Consider the following 20,774-nt stretch of genomic DNA (forward strand, 5'->3'; position numbering starts at 1 on the left):
GGGGGGGGGGGGGGGGGGGGGGGGGGGGGGGGGGGGGGGGGGGGGGGGGGGGGGGTGGGGGGGGGGGGGGGGGGGGGGGGGGGGGGGGGGGGGGGGGGGGGGGGGCCCCCAATGGTTTTCGCCCCCGCCGCCCCTACCCGTCCCGTCCCTGGGGGCTGCCGCCCCCGGGCCCCCGCTGTCGGCCCTGAAAGGGCCTCGTCCTCAAACGCCGGACGGGCTGGGTTTGCCTGGGCCGGCATCGAGAGGCGAAGCCTCCGGCGAGGGTGAGGACAAGCCCCTACGGCACGACCACGATCTTTCTGCCCACGCCCGCCGCGAACTGCTCCAGTGCCTCGGGGTACCGCTCCAGCGGGACGCGGTCGCTGATGAGGATCTCCGGGTCCAGGACACCGTTGGCGAAGAGTTCCGCGGCGCGTTCGAAGCTGTGCAGGACGGCCATGGAGCCGGTGATGGTGATCTCCTGGTTGTAGATGCGGTACGGGTCGATCGTGACCCGGGTCGCGTAGTCCGCCACGCCGAACTGGAGGAAGGTGCCGGCCTTCGCCACCCGGTCCAGGCCGTCCTGGATCGCCGCCGCGTTCCCCGTCGCGTCGACCACCACGTCCCAGCCCCGCGGACGGTCCAGCTCGTCCGCGTTCACCGCCGCCGCCGAGACCCCCAGGCGACGGGCCGTCTCCAGACGGGAGGGGTTCACGTCCACCACGTCCACGCTCGCCGCGCCGGTCCGCTTCGCCAGCTCCAGCATCATCAGGCCCATCGTCCCGGAGCCGTAGATCAGGACGTGCGCGCCGAGCCGGGAGCGCAGGACGTCGTAGCCGCGTACCGCGCAGGACAGGGGCTCCACCAGGGCCGCGTCCTGGGTGCGGACGTGCTCGGGGAGCCGTACGCAGTTCGCCACCGGCGCGACCGCGTACCGCGCCGCGCCCCCGGCGGTGGTCACGCCGATCGCGGCCCAGCGTTCGCAGAGGTTGTTGTGGCCGGTACGGCAGTGGCGGCACTCGTGGCAGTACAGGGACGGGTCGACGGCCACCCGGTCGCCCACCGACAGTTCCGTCACCTGGGTGCCGACGCCGACCACCTCGCCGGCGAACTCGTGTCCCGGCACGATCGGCAGCTCGGGCGCGAACTCGCCCTGGAGGATGTGCAGGTCGGTGCCGCACAGGCCGCAGGCCGCGACCTCCACCACCACCTCGCGCGGTCCGGGCGTCGGGTCCGGGACCTCGGTGACCACTGCCTTGCCGACGGACTCGATGACGGCGGCCTTCATTTCACGGCTCCCAAGGACAGGCCCTGGACGAGTTTGTCCTGGGCGGCGAACCCCGCGGCGAGCACCGGCAGGGAGATGACGAGCGACGCGGCGCACACCTTCGCCAGGAACAGGCCCTGGCTGGTGATGAAGCCGGTCAGGAAGACGGGGGCGGTCTCCGCGACGACCCCGGTCAGGACCCGGGCGAACAGCAGCTCGTTCCAGCTGAAGATGAAGCAGATCAGGGCGGTCGCCGCGATGCCGGGCAGGGCTATCGGGGCCACCACGCGCGCCAGGATCGTCGGCAGGCGCGCCCCGTCGACCCGGGCCGCCTCGATGATCGCCACCGGCACCTCGGCGAGGAAGGACTGCATCATCCACACCGCGATCGGCAGGTTCATGGAGGTGTAGAGGATGACCAGCAGCCAGATGTTGTCGAGCATCCCGGTGTTCTTGGCGAACAGGTAGATCGGCAGCAGGCCCGCCACCACCGGCAGCATCTTGGTCGACAGGAAGAAGAACAGCACGTCCGTCCACTTCCGCACCGGACGGATCGACAGCGCGTACGCCGCGGGCAGGGCCAGCAGCAGCACCAGCAGGGTCGACGCCACCGATGCCACCGTCGAGTTGATCAGCGCGGGCCAGGGGCTCGCGCCACCGCCCGTGCCGAAGAACTCGCGGTAGCCGTCGAGGGTCAGGGCGGCCCCGAAGGAGGGCGGGTTGGTCGCCGCGTCCGCCTCGGAGTGGAAGGACGTCAGGGCCATCCATGCGATGGGGAGGAAGAACACCACCCCCAGCAGCCAGGCCAACAGACCCAGGCCGATGCCCTTGCGGCGTGCGGTCGTCGCGCTCATGAGCGACCCGCCTCCTCACGGAACAGGGACGACACCACGCGCAGGGCGAAGGTCGCGATGACGATCGAGCCGATGACCACCAGGACGCCCGCGGCCGAGGCGAGACCGTTCTCGTGGGCCTGGTAGAAGCTCTGGTAGACGGTGTAGGGGAGGTTGGCGGTGCCCAGGCCGCCGGAGGTGATCGTGAAGACCGCGTCGAAGTTCTGGACGATGTAGATCGAGCCCAGCAGGGCGCCCAGTTCGAGATAGCGGCGCAGGTGGGGGAGGGTGAGGTGGCGGAAGATCTGCCAGTCGCTCGCGCCGTCCACCTTCGCCGCCTCGATCTGCTGGGGGTCGCGGCTCTGGAGCCCCGCCAGCAGGATCAGCATCATGAACGGGGTCCACTGCCAGACCAGCGAGGCCTCCACCGCCAGGAGCGGGGTGCGGGAGATCCAGTCGGGCTGTGGGCCGCCCACAGTGTGCGACAACCCGTTGAGCAGGCCGTATTCAGGGTTGTAGAGCACATGCTTCCAGAGCAGCGCCGCCGCCACGGGGACCACGAGGAAGGGGGCGATCAGGAGGGTGCGGACCACCCCACGGCCGCGGAAGCGGCGGTCCAGCAGGAGCGCGAGGACCAGGCCGAGGACCAGGCTGACCAGGACCACGGTCGCCGTCAGCAGGACGGTCGTCCACACGGAGTGGCGCAGGTCGGCGTCGGTGAGGACCTGGCGGTAGTTGTCGACGCCCGTGAAGCGGCGGGCGTCGGGGTAGAGGGCGTTCCAGTCGAAGAAGGAGATCACCAGCGTGGCCACGAACGGGAGCTGGGTGACCACGATCATGAAGATCAGGGCGGGCAGGAGCGGGGCGCGGGTGGCCCAGGCGCGCAGGCGGGCCGACGGTGGACGGGCGGTGCGCAGGGGGGTCGCGGCCACGGGGGCCGTCGTGGTCGCTGTCATCGTCCCTCGTACTCCTCGGAGATCTTCTCGGCGAGCCGCTGGGACTTCTCCAGCGCCGACTCCACGGACTGGCGGCCGGCGATGGCCGCGCTGATCTCCTGGGAGACCTTGGTGCCGAGATCGGTGAACTCGGGGATGCCGACGAACTGGATGCCGGGCGCGGGGCGCGGCTGCACCCCCGGGTTGTCGGGCCGTGCGCCCTCGATGGCCTCCCTGGTCATCTCCTGGAACGCGGCGGCTTCCTTGACGTAGGCGGGGTTGGCGTACGTCGACGCGCGCTTGCCGGCCGGGACGTTGGACCAGCCGATCTCGTCGCCGACCAGTTGCTCGTACTCCTTGCCGGAGGCCCAGGAGACGAACTTCCAGGCCTTGTCGGGGTTGCGGGAGGCGTCCTGGATGCCCCAGGCCCAGGTGTAGAGCCAGCCGGAGGACCTGGTCTCCTCGACGGGGGCGGGCGCGTAGCCGATCCTGCCCTTGACGGGGGAGCCCTTCGCCTCCAGGGAACCGGCGGCGCTCGTGGCGTCGTACCACATCGCGACCTTGCCCTGGGTCATGTTGTTGAGGCACTCGGCGAAGCCGGACTGGGGCGCTCCCGACTCGCCGTGCTCACGGACGAGGCCGACGTAGAACTCTGTCGCCCTCTGCCAGGCGGGGGAGTCGAGCCGGGCCTTCCAGTTCTTGTCGAACCAGGTACCGCCGAAGGTGTTCACGACGGTCGTCAGGGGGGCCATCACCTCGCCCCAACCGGGCAGTCCGCGCAGACAGATGCCCTTCATGCCGGGCTCGGCGCCGTCCAGCTTCGCGGCCAGGTCGGCGACCTGGGTCCAGGTGGGGTGGGCCGGCATTTTGAGACCGGCCTGGGCGAACACGTCCTTGCGGTACATCAGGAAGGACGACTCGCCGTAGAAGGGCTGGCCGTAGAGCTTGCCGTCGTCGCCGGTCAGGGACTGGCGCATGGGGCCCAGGACGTCCTGCTCGTCGTACGCCGGGTCCTTCGCGACGTAGGAGTCCATCTCGCGCAGCCAGCCGTTGCGGGCGTAGATCGGTATCTCGTAGTTGGACAGGGTGGCGACGTCGTACTGGCCCGCCTGGTTGGCGAAGTCCTGGCTGATCTTGTCGCGGACGTCGTTCTCGGGCAGCACGGTGAAGTTGACCTTGATGCCGGTCTCTTCGGTGAAGCGGGGGGCGAGCTTCTGCAGCTCGGTCATCTGAGGGTTGTTGACCATCAGGACGTTGATGGCGTCGCCGCCCGACCCCGCCCCGCCGGCCCCGGCCCAGCAGCCGGAGAGCAGCGGGGCGAGCAGCGTCCCTGCGGCGGCCAGGGCGAGCCTCGCTCGCAGTGGCCGTCGTCGGCTCTGGGTTCGCATGGATCGCTCCTGGACGTATGGGGAGATTCAGGGCGCCCGGCTGGCAAGGGGGTGCCCTCGGTTGGACTTCTGGACTTCGGGGGACCGGGTGGGTTGGAAAATCAGACTCGGATGACCTGGGGGCCGAGCAGGGAGTAGCGGTGTGCTTCCGCCGAGGGCAGCAGCGTGCTCGTGACGATCGTCTCCAGCACGCCGATCTCCGCGAACCGGCAGAAGCTGACCGCCCCGAACTTGGTGTGGACGCCCACGAACACCGTGCGGCGCGCGGCCCGGATCGCCTGCGCCTTCACCTCGCTGACCGCGGGGTCGGGCGTGGTGAGGCCGTGTTCGCGGGAGATGCCGTTGGCGCCGATGTAGGCGAGGTCGATGACGAAACCGGCCAGCATCTTCGTCGTCCAGTGGTCGACGGTGGCCAGGGTGCCCGAGCGGACCCGGCCGCCGAGGAGGAGGACGCTGGTGTTCGGGGCCTCGGCGAGGGCGCCCGCGACCGGCAGGGAGGCGGTGACCACGGTCAGGGGGCGGTCCCTGGGCAGGGCCTCGGCGATGAGCTGGGGGGTGAAGCCCTCGTCGACGAAGACCGTCTCGGCGTCCGCGAGCAACTCGGCCGCGGCGGTGGCGATCCGGCGTTTCTCGGGGACGTGGCTGGTGGCCCGGAAGGCGAGCGTCGTCTCGAAGCCGGCGCTCTCCACGGGGTAGGCGCCGCCGTGGGTGCGGCGGATCAGGCCGTGGTCCTCCAGGGCGCGCAGGTCGCGGCGCACGGTCTCCTTCGCGACGCCGAGCTGGGTGGCGAGCGTGTTGACGTCCACGGCGCCTGTGGTGCGGGCGGCCCGCACGATCTCCCGCTGGCGTTCTTCCGCGGTTCTGGTCATTCGGTCACCCGCCTTCCTGTCACGGTGCCCGTTCGGGCCGTACGCAGGAAGTTCTACAGCGGGTGCGGGATGGTGACCAGGTCTGTTGCGGGGGCGATCCTGTCCGTGTGTGCCCGTTCGGGCGGAGCGTGCCTACGAGCTCGGGGGGTGTGGTCGTGGGGCGGCCGCGGGTGGGTTCGGGCTGGTCGCGCAGTTCCCCGCGCCCCTGGATGTGCGCTGTCGCGCCACATCCAGGGGCGCCGCTCGATGCCCGGACATGCCTGCGGGCGGGCCCGTTCGGTGCCCGCCCGCCCTGTGCGCCGGTCAGTACGGCCAGATCGGCGGGTCGCTGACGAAGTGGCCGCCCAGGTGGGCGTGGGCGACGTCGTCGGGGTCCAGCTCGCCCTGTTCGGCGATCAGCTTCTCGGCGTAGGGCTCGGAGTCGTCCCGCGGGTCGTAGCCGAGCGCCCTGGCGGTGCTCAGGTCCCACCACAGGCGGGTGTTGGCGGAGGAGCCGTAGACGACGGTGTGCTGGACGTCCTCGGCGGTCAGTGCCGCGTGCAGGAGCCGGGCGCCGTCGGCGGGGCTCAGCCAGACCGACAGCATGCGCACGCTGGTGGGCTCCGGGAAGCAGGAGCCGATGCGCACCGACACCGTCTCCAGGCCGTGCTTGTCCCAGTAGAGCTGGGCCAGGTCCTCGCCGAAGCACTTGGACAGGCCGTAGAAGGTGTCCGGGCGGCGCGGGGTGTCGATCGGGATCAGCGGCTCGTCGCCCCGGGGGCGCGGGGTGAAGCCCACCGCGTGGTTGGAGGAGGCGAAGACGATCCGGGGCACGCCCTCCTCGCGGGCGGCCTCGTAGAGGTTGTAGGTGCCCTCGATGTTCGCCTTGAGGATCTTGTCGAAGGACGCTTCCAGGGAGATGCCCGCGAGGTGGATGATCGCGTCGACACCCCGTACGGCCTCGCGCACGGCCTCCCGGTCGGCGAGGTCGGCGACGATCGCGTCCGGCTCGCCCTCGACGGGGACCAGGTCGAGCAGGCGCAGCTCGTAGCCGTACGCGGGCAGCAGCTCCCGCATCAGGGTGCCGACCCCGCCGGCGGCGCCGGTGAGCAGAACGGTGCGGGGCGCTGGCATCCTCGGTTCTCCTTGGGCTGCGGGGGAGGGGCGGTGGCGATCGACGGGCAACCGATGGCCGCAAGGGCGCACGGCATTCACATTCATGGACAAGCTAAGGATCATCGCCTGTCCTCGTCAAGGGTGGTGCGACACCTGTTCATAACCATAAACTTCAATCAGAACCCCGTACGCTTGTGCTGTCCGCACGCTTCCGTTCCTCGTCCCAGGGAGAGCCCGTGACGTCTGCCGACCTCGCCACCCGACTCGGCATCCCCAGCGGCCCGTTGTTCTTCCCCGTCACCGCCTACGCCCCCGACGGCTCCGTCGACCTCGACGCCTACCGCGCGCACGTCCGGCGCGGCGTCGACGCCGGGGCCGCCGCGGTCTTCGCCTGCTGCGGCACCGGGGAGTTCCACGCGCTGGCGCCGGAGGAGTTCGAGGCCTGCGTCCAGGCGGCCGTGGCGGAGACGGCCGGGCGGGTGCCGGTCGTCGCGGGCGCCGGGTACGGCACCGCGCTCGCCGTGCGGTACGCGCGGCTGGCGGAGGCGGCCGGGGCGGACGGACTGCTCGCGCTGCCGCCGTACCTCGTGATCGCCGGGCAGGAGGGGCTGCTGCGGCACTACCGGGAGATCGCCGCCGCCACCGCGCTGCCCGTCATCGTCTACCAGCGCGACAACGCCGTGTTCACGCCTCGGACGGTGGTCGAGCTGGCCCGCACCGACAAGATCATCGGGCTCAAGGACGGCCTCGGCGACCTGGACCTCGTGCAGCGGATCGTCAGCGCCGTGCGCACCGACGTCCCGGGCGACTTCCTCTACTTCAACGGGCTCCCGACCGCCGAGCAGACCCAGCTCGCCTACCGTGCCGTCGGCGTCCCGCTCTACTCCTCCGCGGTGTTCTGCTTCGCCCCGGAGATCGCCCTCGCCTTCCACCGGGCGCTGGAGACGGGCGACACCGCGACCGCCGAGCGGCTCCTGGACGGCTTCTACCGCCCGTTCGTCGAACTGCGCGCCGAGGGCCGCGGGTACGCCGTCTCCCTGGTCAAGGCCGGTGTACGGCTGCGCGGGCTGGACGTGGGGGAGGTCCGGCCGCCGCTGCACGAGCCGACCGAGGACCATGTGAAGCAGCTCGCGGGGATCATCGAACGCGGTTACGCGTTGCTGGAGGAGGGCGCGCGGACGGCGCCGGGAGAAGAGGGCGCCCACCTGGGGGCGCCGTCGGGAGGCGGCGCCCGGACGGCGGCGCCGCTGGAGGAGGGCACCAAGTGAAGGCGTCGGCATTCGTCTACCCCTGGGACGTCAACGGGGACCCGGAGGCCGCCGCGCGCATCGCCTCCCTCGGTGTGCGGCAGGTGACGCTCGCCGCCGCCTACCACTCCACGCGCGCGTTGACGCCCCGCCACCCGCAGCGCCGCATCGTCACCGCCGAGCACGCGTCCGTGCTGTACCCCACCGACGACCGCTGGCGGGGACGGGAGCTGCGCCCCTACGCGGCCGGTGACTGGGCCCCGGGCGACGCGTTCGGCGAGGCGGCGGCGGCGCTGACGGAGGCGGGCCTGGAGGTGCACTCCTGGGTGGTCCTCGCCCACAACTCCCGCCTGGGCGCCGAACACCCGGACACCTCCGTCGTCAACGCCTACGGCGACCGCTACCCCTGGGCCCCCTGCATCGCCCAGCCCGCCACGCGCGCGTACCTCGTCGACCTGGCCGCCGAGGCGGCGGTGCGGCCGGGCGCGCGCGGCACCGAACTGGAGTCCCTCGGCTGGTACGGCCTTCAGCATCTGCACGCCCACGACAAGACCGGCGGCGTCGGTCTCGGCGACGCCGGGATGTACCTGATGGCGCTCTGCTTCTGCGCGGTCTGCCGCGAGGGATACGCCGCCCAGGGCCTGGACGCCGACGCGCTCGCGGCCGCCGTACGGCAGGCCCTGGAGCCGCTGTGGCAGGGCGCGCCGGACGACGGGGGCTGGGCCGGCGTCGAGAAGCTGCTGGGTTCGCGGAACGCGGCGGCCACGCGCGCGTGGCGCGACGAGACCGCCCGCACCCTCCAGGAGGCGGCGGTCGGGGCGGTGCGCGCGGCGGCCCCGGAGGGCTTCCAGGTCCTGCTGCACGCCGACCCGGTGACCTACCACGTCGGCGCCAACGCGGGCGTGGACCCCGCGCACATCCTGTCCGTGGCGGACGGCGTGGTCGTGCCGTGCGCGGGCGGACCGGGCCTGCTGACGCCGTTCGCCGAGCAGGGCCGCGAGGGCGCGGTGATCGCGGCCAACTTCGGCGTGGTCTCCGGGATGGGCGGCAGCCCCGGCACCCTCGCCGCGGACGCGGCACGCGCGCGTGAGCTGGGCGCCACCGAAATGCGGCTCTACCACGCGGGGCTGGCGTCGGACGGCGACCTGGAGAGGGTCCGCGAGGCTCTCGCCGAGCTCTGAGAGGGCGGCTCCAGGGGGCGCGCGGGGCCGACGGCTTCCCCTGCGCGTTCCCTCGCGGCTGCCCTGCGGCTTGCCCGCGGCTCCCTGCGCGTTCCCCGCGGCTTCCCCGCGGCGACGAGTTCTCCGTACGCCGATGAGTTCCGGGGTCGCCGTCGGTCCCTCTTCCGAAGGGCACCCACCCCGACGGGTGCCTGTCCCGGAGGAGCACGCATGACTCTCGACCTCGGCCCTCAGACCTGCATCGTGGCGCGCCTCGCGCTGGCCGTGCGGGACGAGCAGCTGGCGGACCCCACCCCCTGCCCGGACCTGGCGGTCCGCAATCTGCTGGGCCACCTGCTGGGCCTGACCGTCGCCTTCCGCGACGCCGCCCGCAAGGACCTCGGGCCGACGACCGACACCGACCCGGCGTCGGCCGTGCCGGACATCGGTCCCGGCTGGCGCGAGGAGCTGCCCAAGGTCCTCGACGAACTCGCCGAGGCCTGGCGTGCCCCGGCCGCGTGGACCGGGATGACCCGTGCGGGCGGGGTCGACCTGCCCGGCGAGGTCGCCGCCGCCGTCGCGGTCGACGAACTGGTCGTCCACGGCTGGGACCTGGCCCGCGCGACCGGCCTCCCGTACGAACCGGACCCGGCGGCCCTGGAGGCCGCGTACGACTTCCTCCTCGCGGCCACCAAGGACGACGCGCGCGGCGGCGGCATCTTCGGTCCCGTGGTGCCGGTGCCGGAGGGCGCGCCGCTGCTGGACCGGGCGATCGGGCTGAGCGGGCGCGACCCGGGGTGGCGGCGACCGTAGGCACAGGTCGTATGCGTAGGCGCCGCGGGGCGCCGGCGCCTACGCTCCCCGCATGTCTCTCACCCTCACCGTCCTCGGCACCGCCTCCCCGCACCCCGGCCCGGACACGCCCTCCTCCGGCTGTCTGCTGCGGGGCGGCGGCGCCGAGGTGTGGGTGGACGCCGGGTTCGGGACCTTCGCGGAGTTGCGGCGGCACACCGATCCGGCGGGGCTCAGCGCGATCTGGATCTCGCATCTGCACGCCGACCACAGCGCCGATCTGCTCGCCGCCTTCTACGGCTTGGCCCACGGAGGGCTCACCCCGCCGCGGCCCGTCCCCGTGTACGCGCCCGCCGGCTGCGACCGGCGTCTGGCCGGGTTCCTCGGGCGGCCCGACACCGGTTTCCTGAACGGCGTCCTGGACTTCCGGACCTTGTACGACGGCCACGTCGTCCGGCACGGCGATCTCACCCTCACCTCCCGTGCCGTCGTCCACGACGTCGAGGCGTACGCGCTGCGCGCCGAGAGCGCCGGCCGCGTCCTCGCGTACTCCGGGGACAGCGGGCCCTGCGCCGCCCTCACCGAACTCGCCCGCGACGCCGACCTGTTCCTGTGCGAGGCCGACATCGACGCACCTCGCGAAGGCGAACAGGTTCACCTCACCCCCGAGGACGCCGGTCGGACGGCCCGCCAGGCACGGGTCGGCCGCCTCCTCGTCACCCACGTCGGCCCCACCCTCACCCCCGAGGACGCCACCGTGCGCGCCGCCGCCGTCTTCGGCGGGCCCACCGCCACCGCCCGCGTCCGCGAGACGCACGCCGTCTGACGGCAACCTCAACTTCTTCTGTCAGAAGCATTGACGGAACACGGCCCCCCTCCTAGGTTCAACGCGTCGTACTTCGTACGTCATATATGAGACGCGATACGCGAGATCTCATACGCGAGATACGCCCGCGAAGATCCGAGAGGCGCGCATGACCTCTGTGCCCACGCCGATCCCCTCCCGCACGCAGTTCGTGCTGGAGGAGATCAAACGCCGCATCCTCACCGGCCAGTTGACGCCGGGGCAGGCCCTGGTCGAGACCGAGCTCGCCGCACAGTTCGGGGTGTCCAAGACCCCGGTGCGCGAGGCGCTCAAGACCCTGGCCGGCACCGGGCTCGTCGTGATGAACCAGTACAAGGGCGTCACGGTGCGCATGGTGGACGCGGACATGGCGCGCGAGGTCTACGACGTCCGGCTGCTCCTCGAACCCGAGGCCCTGAAGCGGGCGGTGAAGCGCGGCGCCACCCTCGACGAGGCCCGCGACGCGCTCACCCGCGCCGACGAGGCGACCGACACCGCCGAACGCTCCCTGGCCAACCGGGAGTTCCACCGCGCCCTGTACCTGCCGTGCGGCAACCCGCTGCTCGGCCGGATGCTCGACGAGGTCCGCGACCAGGCGGCGCTGGTCTCCGCGGTCGCCTGGGCGGCCTCGCCGTCCTGGGAGCGGGAGGCCGGTGAGCACCGGGAGATCCTGCGGCTCGCCCTCGCCGGTGACGCCGACGGCGCGGCCCGCGCCCTCCACGCGCACATCGCGTCGTTCGTGCAACGGGCCTTCCCGGACGCCGGGTCCGAGGCCCAGGGAGAGGACGGTCAGGCATGACAGCGACGTTCGAGACCCAGCGGGCGGCCCTGGCCGACGTGGTCGCGATCCCGGTGACCCCGTTCGCCGAGGACGGCACCGTCGACCAGGACACCCACCGGGCCCTGCTGCGTCGTCTCCTCGACGGTGGGATCACGACCCTCACCCCCAACGGCAACACCGGCGAGTTCTACGCCCTGACCCCCCAGGAACGGCAGCTCGTCACCGAGTTGACGATCGACGAGGCCGGCGACCGCGCCGCGATCCTCGTCGGGGTCGGCCACGACGTGCCGACGGCCGTCGCCACCGCCCGGCACGCCCGGGAGCTGGGCGCGCAGATGGTGATGGTCCACCAGCCCGTCCACCCGTACGTCTCCCAGGCCGGCTGGGTCGACTACCACCGCGCGATCGCCGAGGCCGTGCCCGAGCTGGGTGTCGTGCCGTACATCCGCAACGCGCAGCTCGTCGGTGCCCGCCTCGCCGAACTCGCCGACCACTGCCCGAACGTCATCGGCGTGAAGTACGCCGTGCCGGACGCCGCGCGGTTCGCCGCCTTCGCCCGGGACGCGGGCCTGGAGAGATTCGTCTGGGTCGCCGGGCTCGCCGAGCCCTACGCCCCCTCGTACTTCTCGGCGGGCGCCACCGGCTTCACCTCGGGGCTGGTGAACGTCGCCCCGGCCATCTCGCTGAACATGATCGAAGCGCTCCGGGCCGGGGACTTCGCGGCCGCCATGAAGGTCTGGGAGCAGATCCGCCGCTTCGAGGAGCTGCGCGCCGCCAACGGCTCCGCCAACAACGTCACCGTCGTCAAGGAGGCCCTCGCCTCCCTCGGCCTGTGCCGCCGCGACGTCCGCCCGCCCAGCAAGCCGCTGCCCGAGGACGAACGCGCCGAGGTCGCCGAGATAGCCGCCGGGTGGTCCCTGTGAGCGCACCGAGAAAACGCCCCGAGGAACTGCGCAGCCACCAGTGGTACGGCACCGAGGGCCAGTTGCGCACCTGGTCGCACAACGCCCGGATGCGCCAGCTCGGTTACGAGGCCGAGGAGTACCGGGGCCGCCCGGTGATCGCCGTCCTCAACACCTGGTCCGACATCAACCCCTGCCACGTCCACCTGCGCGAGCGCGCCGAGGCGGTCAAGCGGGGGGTGTGGCAGGCGGGTGGCTTCCCGCTGGAGTTCCCGGTCTCCACCCTCTCGGAGACCTACCAGAAGCCGACCCCGATGCTCTACCGCAACCTCCTCGCGATGGAGACCGAGGAGCTGCTGCGGTCGTACCCGATCGACGCGGCGGTCCTGCTCGGCGGTTGTGACAAGTCCACGCCCGCGCTGCTCATGGGCGCGGCCTCCGCCGACGTGGCCTCGATCTTCGTGCCCGCCGGTCCGATGCTGCCGGGACACTGGCGCGGGGAGACCCTCGGGTCCGGCACCGACATGTGGAAGTACTGGGACGAGCACCGCGCGGGCAACCTCACCGACTGCGAACTCAGGGAACTCCAGGGCGGGTTGGCGCGGTCCCCGGGGCACTGCATGACCATGGGGACCGCCTCCACGATGACCGCGGCGGCCGAGGTCCTCGGCATGACCCTGCCGGGCGCGTCCTCGATCCCGGCCGTGGACTCCGGGCACGAGCGGATGGCCGCCGCCTCCGGGCGCCGGGCCGTGGAGCTGGCCTGGACCGGCCTCAGGCCCTCGGAGATCCTCACCCGGGATGCCTTCGAGGACGCCGTCACCACGGTGCTCGGACTCGGTGGCTCCACCAACGCGGTGATCCATCTGATCGCGATGGCGGGTCGGGCCGGGACCACGCTCACCCTCGACGACTTCGACCGCGTCGCCCGCACCGTCCCGGTGCTGGCGAACGTACGGCCCGGCGGACAGACGTACCTCATGGAGGACTTCCACTTCGCCGGCGGTCTGCCCGCCTTCCTCTCGCGGATCACCGACCTGCTGCACCTGGACCGGCCGACCGTCAACGGCACGCTGGGCGAGCAGCTCGAAGGTGCCGTCGTGCACGACGACGACGTCATCCGCACCCGTGAGAACCCGGTGGCCGCCGAGGGCGGGGTCGCCGTCCTGCGCGGCAACCTCTGCCCGGACGGTGCCGTCATCAAGCACATCTCCGCCGAGCCGCACCTGCTCAAGCACACCGGTCCCGCCGTCGTCTTCGACGACTACAGGACCATGCAACGCACCATCAACGACGAGTCGTTGAACATCACCGCCGACAGTGTGCTGGTGCTGCGCAACGCGGGACCCAAGGGCGGCCCGGGCATGCCCGAGTACGGCATGCTGCCCATCCCCGACCATCTGCTCAAGCAGGGGGTGCGGGACATGGTCCGGATCTCCGACGCCCGGATGAGCGGCACGAGTTACGGCGCGTGTGTGCTGCACGTCGCCCCCGAGTCGTACGTCGGCGGACCGCTCGCGCTGGTGCGCACCGGCGACCGGATCACCCTGGACGTCGAGGCGCGCGCTCTCCATCTGCACGTGGACGACGCCGAGTTGGAGCGGCGCAGGGCCGAGTGGACGCCGCCGCCGGTCCGTTACGAACGGGGCTACGGCGCGCTCTACAACGAGCAGATCACGCAGGCCGACACCGGCTGCGACTTCGAGTTCCTCGCCCGCCCGGGCACCGTGGCGGACCCCAACGCGGGCTGAACCACAGCGAACGGCGCACCGGCACGACCAGCACTGCTCTGCATATCGAGAAAGCGCTTCCTGACGCCAGGAACGCGTCGAGAACGCACCCCGAACGCACCACGCAAGCCGTACGAGAACGGAGAACTGTCATGGCCCAAGCCGCAGCCGTGGCGAAACCGCCCGCGCCACCCCGGCGGCGCCGTGCCTCCGCCACCCCGCGCAGGCTTCCCTACCTGCTGATCGCCCCGGCCGCCCTGCTCATGCTGGGCTTCATCGCCTACCCGGTGATCAGCGTCTTCTACTACAGCCTGCAGAACTACAACCCCACCAAGCCCTGGCGGAACGGGTACGCGGGCTTCGACAACTTCGTCCACGCCTTCACCGAGGACCCGATCTTCTGGGACACGCTGGTCTTCAGCGCCAAATGGGTCTTCGTCGAGGTCGGTCTCCAGCTGCTGTTCGGCCTCGCGCTGGCGCTCATCGTCAACCAGACCTTCGTGGGCCGCTCGCTGGGCCGGGCCATGGTCTTCTCCCCGTGGGCCGTCTCGGGCGTGCTGACCTCCGCGATCTGGGTGCTCCTCTACAACTCCCAGACGGGCATCACCCGTTACCTCGCCGACCTGGGCATCGGCTCCTACGGCACCAGCTGGCTCTCGGACACCTCCACCGTGTTCCCGGCGGCGATCGTCGCCGACCTGTGGCGCGGCGTCCCCTTCTTCGCGATCCTCATCCTCGCCGACCTCCAGTCCGTCTCGAAGGACCTGTACGAGGCCGCCGAGGTCGACGGCGCCAGCAAGATCAAGCAGTTCTGGCACATCACCCTGCCGCACCTGAAGGACGCGATCATCCTGTCCACGCTGCTGCGCGCGGTCTGGGAGTTCAACAACGTCGACCTGCTCTACACCCTCACCGGCGGCGGACCCGCGGGCGAGACGACGACCCTGCCGCTCTACATCGCCAACACCTCCGTCGACGCGCACAACTTCGGCTACGCGTCGGCCCTGACCACGGTGGCGTTCGTGATCCTGCTCTTCTGCTCGATGGTCTACCTGCGCCTGAGCAAGTTCGGAGGCGACGACAAGTGATCACCAAGGAAGCCACCCCGCTCGCCCCCGCCCCGCAGGCGGCCGAGCCCGCGCCGCCCCGGCCGAAGAAGCACCAGCGTTCCTGGGACGAGGTCCCCCGCTGGCACATCTACCTGCCGCTGTCGATCTACCTGCTCTTCACCCTGATCCCGTTCTACTGGATCCTGCTCTTCGCCGTCCGCCCGGCCGGCTCGACCTCACTGGTGCCCTGGCCGATCACCTTCGACCACTTCGAGAAGGTCTGGACGGAACGGCAGTTCGGCACCTACTTCGAGAACAGCGTCTACGTCGGGCTCGCCACTCTCGTGATGACCACCCTCGTCGCGCTGGCCGGCGGGTACGCCCTCGCCCGGTTCAACTTCAAGGTCAAGCGGGCGTTCATGCTCGGCCTGCTGTGCTCCCAGTTCGTGCCGGGCGCGCTGCTGCTGGTGCCGCTGTTCGAGATCTTCGCCGAGCTGAAGATGATCAACTCGCTGACCAGTGTCATCATCGCCGAGACGGTCTTCCAGCTGCCGCTGTCGATCATCCTGATCAGCAACTTCATCAAGAACGTGCCGTACTCCCTGGAGGAGGCGGCCTGGGTGGACGGCTGCAACCGCTTCACCGCGTTCCGGATCGTCGTGCTGCCCCTGCTGCGGCCGGGTCTGATCGCCGTCGGCTCCTTCGCCTTCGTGCACTCCTGGAACCACTTCCTGTTCGCCCTCATGTTCCTCAACAACCAGGACAAGCAGACCATCCCGGTCGGCCTGAACACCCTGATGGGCGCCGACAGCGTCGACTACGGGGCGCTCGCCGCGGGCGGCATCATCGCGGCCGTACCCGTCGTGATCGTCTTCGCCTTCATCCAGAAGTGGCTGATCACCGGGTTCAGCGCGGGGGCGGTGAAGGGATGAGCCTGTGTCGCACGACCGTGGCAGGCGGCTTCTTCGGATCGCCGGGCGCCGGAATCCCTGCCGGAGCGGGCGCTGTCCGCCGCGGCACGGGGACGGCCGGACGGGCACGCGGTCACCGGGCTCGTCCGATCACCGACGCCCAGACAGGGACGGTGGCGTGATGATGAGAGTCCGTCAGATCGTCGCCACGGCAGGGGTGTTGGGGCTGCTGTGCATCCCCGCCCACGCCGAGGACCGGGACATCAGCCGCGACCCGCTGCCCGCGAACGACGGCTGGGCGGCCGAGGGCGCGGGCACCACCGGTGGCGCCGCCGCCGATGACGCCCATGTCTTCACCGTCACCGACCGCGCCGAACTGGCCGCCGCCCTCGACGGCGGCAGCGCCACCCCGAAGATCATCAAGGTCGCCGGGACCATCGACGCCAACACCGACGCCGACGGCGACCACCTGGACTGCGCGGACTACTCGACCGACGGCTACTCGCTCAAGAAGTACCTCGCCGCCTACGACCCCCGCACCTGGGGCTCCGCCAGGCCCAGCGGCCCGCAGGAGGAGGCCCGGCAGGCCTCCGCCGCCCGGCAGGCCGAGCGGGTCACCCTCCCGGTCGGCTCCAACACCACGATCGTCGGCCTCCGGGGCGCCGTCCTCAAGGGCGCGAACCTCCAGGTCAAGAACGCCTCCAACGTCATCATCCGCAACCTCGACCTGCGCGACGCCTACGACTGCTTCCCCGTCTGGCAGCCCAACACCGGCGGGCTCGGCGACTGGAAGACGGCGTACGACACCATCTGGCTGACCGGCTCGCACCACGTCTGGGTCGACCATGTCACCCTCAGCGACAAGGGCCACCCGGACGAGAAGGAGCCGACCCACTTCGGCCGCAACTACCTGCGCCACGACGGCCTGCTGGACATCACCGGCGGCTCCGATCTGGTCACCGTCTCCTGGAGCCGGTTCCTGAGCCACGACAAGGCGATGCTCATCGGCAACAGCGACTCGGCCACCGCGGACCGCGGGAAGCTCCGGGTCACCCTGCACCACAACGAGTTCGACTCCGTCGTCCAGCGCGCACCCCGTGTCCGCTTCGGCCAGGTGCACGTCTACAACAACCGGTACGTCGTGCCCACCGACGACTACCGCTACTCGCTCGGCGTGTCGACCGAGTCCGGCCTCTACGCCCAGAACAACGCCTTCACCACCCTGGGCCGCATCGAGGTCGCCGACCTGGTCAAGAGCTGGAACGGCACCGCCCTGCACGACGAGGGCACCCTCTTCAACGGCTTCCCGGTCGACCTGCTGCCGATCCACAACGCCTACAACTCCGGCAGCGAGCGCGACCTCACGGCCGACGTCGGCTGGACGCCTACCCTGCACACAAAGATCGACAGCGCCGAGGCGGCCGACCGAGAGGTGGCGCGCGGCGCGGGCGCAGGGAGGCTCCCATGAGCACCGTGGACATCGTCCTGGCGGGCGCGCGCGGCCACGGCCGCTGGCACCTGGAGAACATCCGCCGGCTCCAGGACAAGGGGATCGTACGGCTGGCAGGCATCTGCGAGCTGACCCCGCTGACCGCGAACGAGATCCCGGACGGCCTCGGCACGCCCGAGCAGTCCGCCGACTTCGGGGCGCTGCTGGACTCCACGGGCGCCCAGGTCGCGGTGATCTGCACGCCGATCCCCACCCACACGGACCTGGCGCTCGTCGCGGCGGCCCACGGGGTGCACATCCTGTTGGAGAAGCCCCCGGCGCCGTCCTACGCCGAGTACCGGCGCATGGCCGACGGGGTCGCCGCGGCCGGGGTGGTGTGCCAGATCGGCTTCCAGTCGCTGGGCTCGCACGCGGTGCCCGCGATCCGTCGGTTCATCGCGGACGGGGCGATCGGGGAGCTGGTCGGAGTCGGGGGCGCCGGTGCCTGGGCGCGTCCGGAGGCGTACTACACGCGGGCCCCCTGGGCGGGCAGGCGGCGCCTGAACGGCGTCGACGTGATCGACGGCGCCCTGACCAACCCGCTCGCGCACGCCGTCGCCACCGGTCTCGCCCTGAACGGCTCCACGCGCGCCGAGGACGTCACCGGCATCGAGACCGAGCTGCTGCGCGCCAACGACATCGAGTCCGACGACACCTCCTGCGTCCGCGTGAGCACCGCCCAGGGCCGCCCGGTCACCGTCGCCGCGACCCTGTGCGCCGAGCACCCGGACGACCCGTACGTCCTGGTGCACGGCACGCGCGGCCGGATCACCTTCTGGTACAAGCAGGACCGCGTCCTGCTCCAGCGCGCGGACCACGGCCCGCAGGAGTACGAGTACGGCCGCACCGACCTGCTGGAGAACCTGGCCGACCACCTGACCGACGGCACCGGCCTGCTCGTCCCGCCGGACGCCACCGGCGCCTTCATGAAGGTCGTCGAGGCGATCCGCACCGCCCCCGACCCGGCCCCGCTGCCCGAGAGCGCCTGGCACCGGGTGCCCGGCGAGGAGCGCAGGGTGGTGCCCGGTGTCGAGGGGCTCGTCGCGGCCTCCGCGGACACCCTCGCCCTCTACTCCGAACTCGGCACGCCCTGGGCCGTGGACGGCCCACCGAAAGAGGTGAGTACCTGATGACGACCACCGACTCCCTGGTCCTGCGCGTCGCGGGCCGCCCGGTCGGCCGCTACGTCACCCGGCCCGAGCTGCCCGCCCGGCTCTCCCCGCGCCCCTATCTCCACCCCGTCACCACCCTGGCCGGCACCGCTGTCACCGAACTCAGCCCCGCCGACCACCTCCACCACCTCGGCGTCGGTGTCGCCGTTCCCGACGTCGAGGGGTTCAACTTCTGGGGCGGCCGCACCTACGTCCGCGACCAGGGCCCCACCGAGCTCGACAACCACGGTGCCCAGCGCCACAGCTCCTTCCAGCTGAGCGACCCGGACGGCTTCGTCCAGGAGCTGCGCTGGGTGGCCGCGGGCGCGGAGCTGCTGCGTGAGCGGCGCACCGTCGCGGCCGCCGAACTCACGGACACCGCCTGGTCGTTGGACTTCACCTTCTCGCTGACCAACGTCACCCCCGACCCGCTGTCGATCGGCAGCCCGGCGACCAACGGCCGCCCGGGCGCCGCGTACGGGGGCTTCTTCTGGCGGGCCCGCAAGGAGGACCGGGCCCCGGACGTCTTCACCCCGGTGACCGAGGGCGAGGAGCAGGTCCACGGCCACCGCGCCGACTGGCTCGCCCTCGCCGGCTCCACCTGGACGCTCGTCCTCGCCGGGGCCACCGAGCAGACCCGCCGGGACCCGTGGTTCGTGCGCACCGCCGAGTACCCGGGTGTGGGCTCGTCGCTGGCCCACCAGGAGCGGGTGCCGATCGCCCCGGGCGACACCCTCGTCCGCCGGGTGGTCACGGTCGTCGCCGACGGCCGGCTCGACCGGGACGGCGCCGCCGCCCTGATCCGCAAGGCGGTGAGCCAGTGACCGCCGCGACCCGCGCGCAGACGGCCGGGACCTACACCAACCCGATCCTGAACGCCGACTGGTCCGACCCGGACGTGGTCCGCGTCGGCGACGACTTCTACCTCACCGCCTCCAGCTTCGGCCGCGCCCCTGGCCTGCCCCTGCTGCACTCCCGCGACCTCGTCCACTGGACCCTGGTCGGCCACGCGCTCGAACGCCTGGAGCCCGCCGCAGAGTTCAGGGCGCCCCGGCACGACTGCGGGGTCTGGGCACCGGCGTTGCGCCACCACGACGACCGGTTCTGGATCTTCTGGGGCGACCCCGACCAGGGCATCTTCCAGATCAACGCCCCCGCGATCAGGGGCCCTTGGAGCAGGCCTCACCTGCTGAAGGCCGGCAAGGGCCTGATCGACGCCTGCCCCCTGTGGGACGAGGAGACCGGCGAGGCCTATCTGGTGCACGCCTGGGCCAAGTCCCGCTCCGGCGTCAAGAACCGCCTCACCGGCCACCGGATGAACCCCGACGGCACCGAACTCCTCGACGACGGCAAGGTGATCGTCGACGGCGACCGGATCCCGGGATGGTTCACCCTGGAGGGCCCCAAGCTCTACCGGCACGAGGGGTGGTTCTGGATCCTGGCGCCCGCCGGGGGAGTGGAGACCGGCTGGCAGGGCGCCTTCCGCTCCCGCGACTTCTTCGGGCCGTACGAGGAGCGGATCGTCCTGGAACAGGGCGACACCGACGTCAACGGCCCCCACCAGGGCGGCTGGGTGCGCACCCCGTCCGGCGAGGACTGGTTCCTGCACTTCCAGCACAGGGGCGCCTACGGCAGGGTCGTCCACCTCCAGCCGATGCGCTGGGACCCCGACGGCTGGCCGGTGCTCGGGGACGAAGGCACCCCCGTCGCCGTCCACCGGGTCCCCGCGCTGCCACCGCAGCCGGACGCCGCGCCCGCCACCGACGACGACTTCCCCGGCGGGCGCCACGGCCGCCAGTGGAGCTGGACCGCCAACCCGCGCGACGGCTGGGCCACCCACCACTCCGGCGACGGGCTCCGGCTGACCTGCGTCCGCTCGGCCGACGCGCACGACCTGCGCAGACTGCCGAACGTGCTCACCCAGCGGCTGCCCGGCACGCCGTCCGCAGTCGAGGTGGAGCTGCGCCTGGACAGCGAGGCGCCCGGTGCCCGGGCCGGCCTCGCGGTGCTCGGCGACGCGTTCTGCTGGATCGGGCTCCAGCGGGGCGAGGACGGGACCGTGCGGGTCGTCCACCGGTTCGCCGAGTCGGTCGCCGAACGGGAGCGGGACGCCGCCCACCCCGTGCCCGCCCCCGAGGGCCGGGTCCGGCTGCGGATCGAGATCGGCGCGGGCGCGCGGTGCCGCTTCTCCTACGACGTCGGCGACGGCCCGCGTCCGTCCGGCCCTGTCTTCGCGGCCACCCCGTGGCGCTGGGTCGGCGCCCTGCTCGGTCTCGTCGCCCTCGCACCCCCCGGACAAGGGCACGCCGGCGCGGCAACCTTCACCCGGTTCAGGATCAACCAGCTGTAGCA

19 protein-coding genes are annotated in these 20,774 nt (G+C 71.9%); 13 read left to right on the forward strand and 6 right to left on the reverse strand.

Translation table 11 applies throughout. From position 1 onward, the window contains the following. Positions 1-277: 277 nt before the first annotated feature. The 6 genes from ACH41F_RS38270 to ACH41F_RS38295 form a co-directional block, all read right to left on the reverse strand. Positions 278-1,267 carry an alcohol dehydrogenase catalytic domain-containing protein gene (locus ACH41F_RS38270; RefSeq protein ID WP_391230353.1) on the reverse strand — a complete coding sequence of 330 codons (990 nt, stop codon included), beginning with the start codon at positions 1,265-1,267 and terminating at the stop codon, positions 278-280. Beyond that, entirely contained in the window at positions 1,264-2,100 is an 837-nt protein-coding gene (locus tag ACH41F_RS38275; protein WP_391230355.1) for an ABC transporter permease subunit, read from the reverse strand. Before ACH41F_RS38275 ends, ACH41F_RS38270 begins: the two co-directional genes overlap by 4 nt. Next, positions 2,097-3,035, reverse strand: a complete 939-nt coding sequence (locus ACH41F_RS38280) for an ABC transporter permease subunit (protein WP_391230356.1) — start codon at positions 3,033-3,035, stop codon at positions 2,097-2,099. The genes ACH41F_RS38275 and ACH41F_RS38280 overlap by 4 nt, the downstream gene beginning before the upstream one ends. Next, positions 3,032-4,402, reverse strand: a complete 1,371-nt coding sequence (locus ACH41F_RS38285; RefSeq protein ID WP_391230357.1) for an extracellular solute-binding protein — start codon at positions 4,400-4,402, stop codon at positions 3,032-3,034. The genes ACH41F_RS38280 and ACH41F_RS38285 overlap by 4 nt, the downstream gene beginning before the upstream one ends. Before the next feature lie 101 nt (positions 4,403-4,503). After that, on the reverse strand, positions 4,504-5,271 hold the full coding sequence (locus ACH41F_RS38290; protein WP_391230358.1) for a DeoR family transcriptional regulator: 768 nt from the start codon (positions 5,269-5,271) through the stop codon (positions 4,504-4,506). A 303-nt stretch (positions 5,272-5,574) separates the two neighbouring features. Further along, a complete protein-coding gene (locus ACH41F_RS38295) occupies positions 5,575-6,384 on the reverse strand; it encodes an NAD-dependent epimerase/dehydratase family protein (RefSeq protein WP_398839595.1) in 810 nt (269 codons plus the stop codon). Positions 6,385-6,602: 218 nt separating this feature from the next. On the opposite strand from ACH41F_RS38295, the gene ACH41F_RS38300 reads away from it, so the two are divergent. The 13 genes from ACH41F_RS38300 (at position 6,603) to ACH41F_RS38360 (ending at position 20,772) form a co-directional block, all read left to right on the forward strand. After that, entirely contained in the window at positions 6,603-7,634 is a 1,032-nt protein-coding gene (locus ACH41F_RS38300) for a 5-dehydro-4-deoxyglucarate dehydratase (RefSeq protein WP_398839596.1), read from the forward strand. Continuing rightward, on the forward strand, positions 7,631-8,794 hold the full coding sequence (locus ACH41F_RS38305; protein WP_391230361.1) for a hypothetical protein: 1,164 nt from the start codon (positions 7,631-7,633) through the stop codon (positions 8,792-8,794). The genes ACH41F_RS38300 and ACH41F_RS38305 overlap by 4 nt, the downstream gene beginning before the upstream one ends. 210 nt (positions 8,795-9,004) lie before the next feature. Continuing rightward, on the forward strand, positions 9,005-9,586 hold the full coding sequence (locus ACH41F_RS38310; RefSeq protein ID WP_398839597.1) for a TIGR03086 family metal-binding protein: 582 nt from the start codon (positions 9,005-9,007) through the stop codon (positions 9,584-9,586). 52 nt (positions 9,587-9,638) lie between these two features. Then, complete coding sequence (locus ACH41F_RS38315) at positions 9,639-10,391, forward strand: MBL fold metallo-hydrolase (protein ID WP_391230363.1); 753 nt, start codon at positions 9,639-9,641, stop codon at positions 10,389-10,391. Positions 10,392-10,539: 148 nt separating this feature from the next. Beyond that, complete coding sequence (locus ACH41F_RS38320; RefSeq protein ID WP_391230364.1) at positions 10,540-11,208, forward strand: FCD domain-containing protein; 669 nt, start codon at positions 10,540-10,542, stop codon at positions 11,206-11,208. Beyond that, entirely contained in the window at positions 11,205-12,113 is a 909-nt protein-coding gene (locus tag ACH41F_RS38325; RefSeq protein ID WP_398839598.1) for a dihydrodipicolinate synthase family protein, read from the forward strand. Before ACH41F_RS38320 ends, ACH41F_RS38325 begins: the two co-directional genes overlap by 4 nt. Next, entirely contained in the window at positions 12,110-13,843 is a 1,734-nt protein-coding gene (araD, locus tag ACH41F_RS38330) for an L-arabinonate dehydratase (protein ID WP_398839599.1), read from the forward strand. The genes ACH41F_RS38325 and araD overlap by 4 nt, the downstream gene beginning before the upstream one ends. A gap of 131 nt (positions 13,844-13,974) precedes the next feature. After that, positions 13,975-14,910, forward strand: a complete 936-nt coding sequence (locus ACH41F_RS38335; RefSeq protein WP_391230367.1) for an ABC transporter permease subunit — start codon at positions 13,975-13,977, stop codon at positions 14,908-14,910. Continuing rightward, a complete protein-coding gene (locus tag ACH41F_RS38340; RefSeq protein ID WP_391230368.1) occupies positions 14,907-15,803 on the forward strand; it encodes an ABC transporter permease subunit in 897 nt (298 codons plus the stop codon). The genes ACH41F_RS38335 and ACH41F_RS38340 overlap by 4 nt, the downstream gene beginning before the upstream one ends. Positions 15,804-15,966: 163 nt before the next feature. Next, positions 15,967-17,250 carry a polysaccharide lyase family 1 protein gene (locus tag ACH41F_RS38345; protein WP_398839631.1) on the forward strand — a complete coding sequence of 428 codons (1,284 nt, stop codon included), beginning with the start codon at positions 15,967-15,969 and terminating at the stop codon, positions 17,248-17,250. After that, positions 17,247-18,401 (forward strand): Gfo/Idh/MocA family oxidoreductase, encoded by a 1,155-nt coding sequence (locus tag ACH41F_RS38350; protein WP_391230369.1) that lies wholly within the window; start codon positions 17,247-17,249, stop codon positions 18,399-18,401. The genes ACH41F_RS38345 and ACH41F_RS38350 overlap by 4 nt, the downstream gene beginning before the upstream one ends. Further along, positions 18,401-19,246 (forward strand): DUF6807 family protein, encoded by an 846-nt coding sequence (locus ACH41F_RS38355; protein WP_391230370.1) that lies wholly within the window; start codon positions 18,401-18,403, stop codon positions 19,244-19,246. Before ACH41F_RS38350 ends, ACH41F_RS38355 begins: the two co-directional genes overlap by 1 nt. Beyond that, positions 19,243-20,772, forward strand: a complete 1,530-nt coding sequence (locus tag ACH41F_RS38360; protein ID WP_398839600.1) for a family 43 glycosylhydrolase — start codon at positions 19,243-19,245, stop codon at positions 20,770-20,772. The genes ACH41F_RS38355 and ACH41F_RS38360 overlap by 4 nt, the downstream gene beginning before the upstream one ends. The last annotated feature ends 2 nt before the right edge of the window (positions 20,773-20,774 follow it).

Source organism: Streptomyces sp. NPDC020489 (assembly GCF_044386545.1).
Taxonomy (GTDB): Bacteria; Actinomycetota; Actinomycetes; order Streptomycetales; family Streptomycetaceae; genus Streptomyces.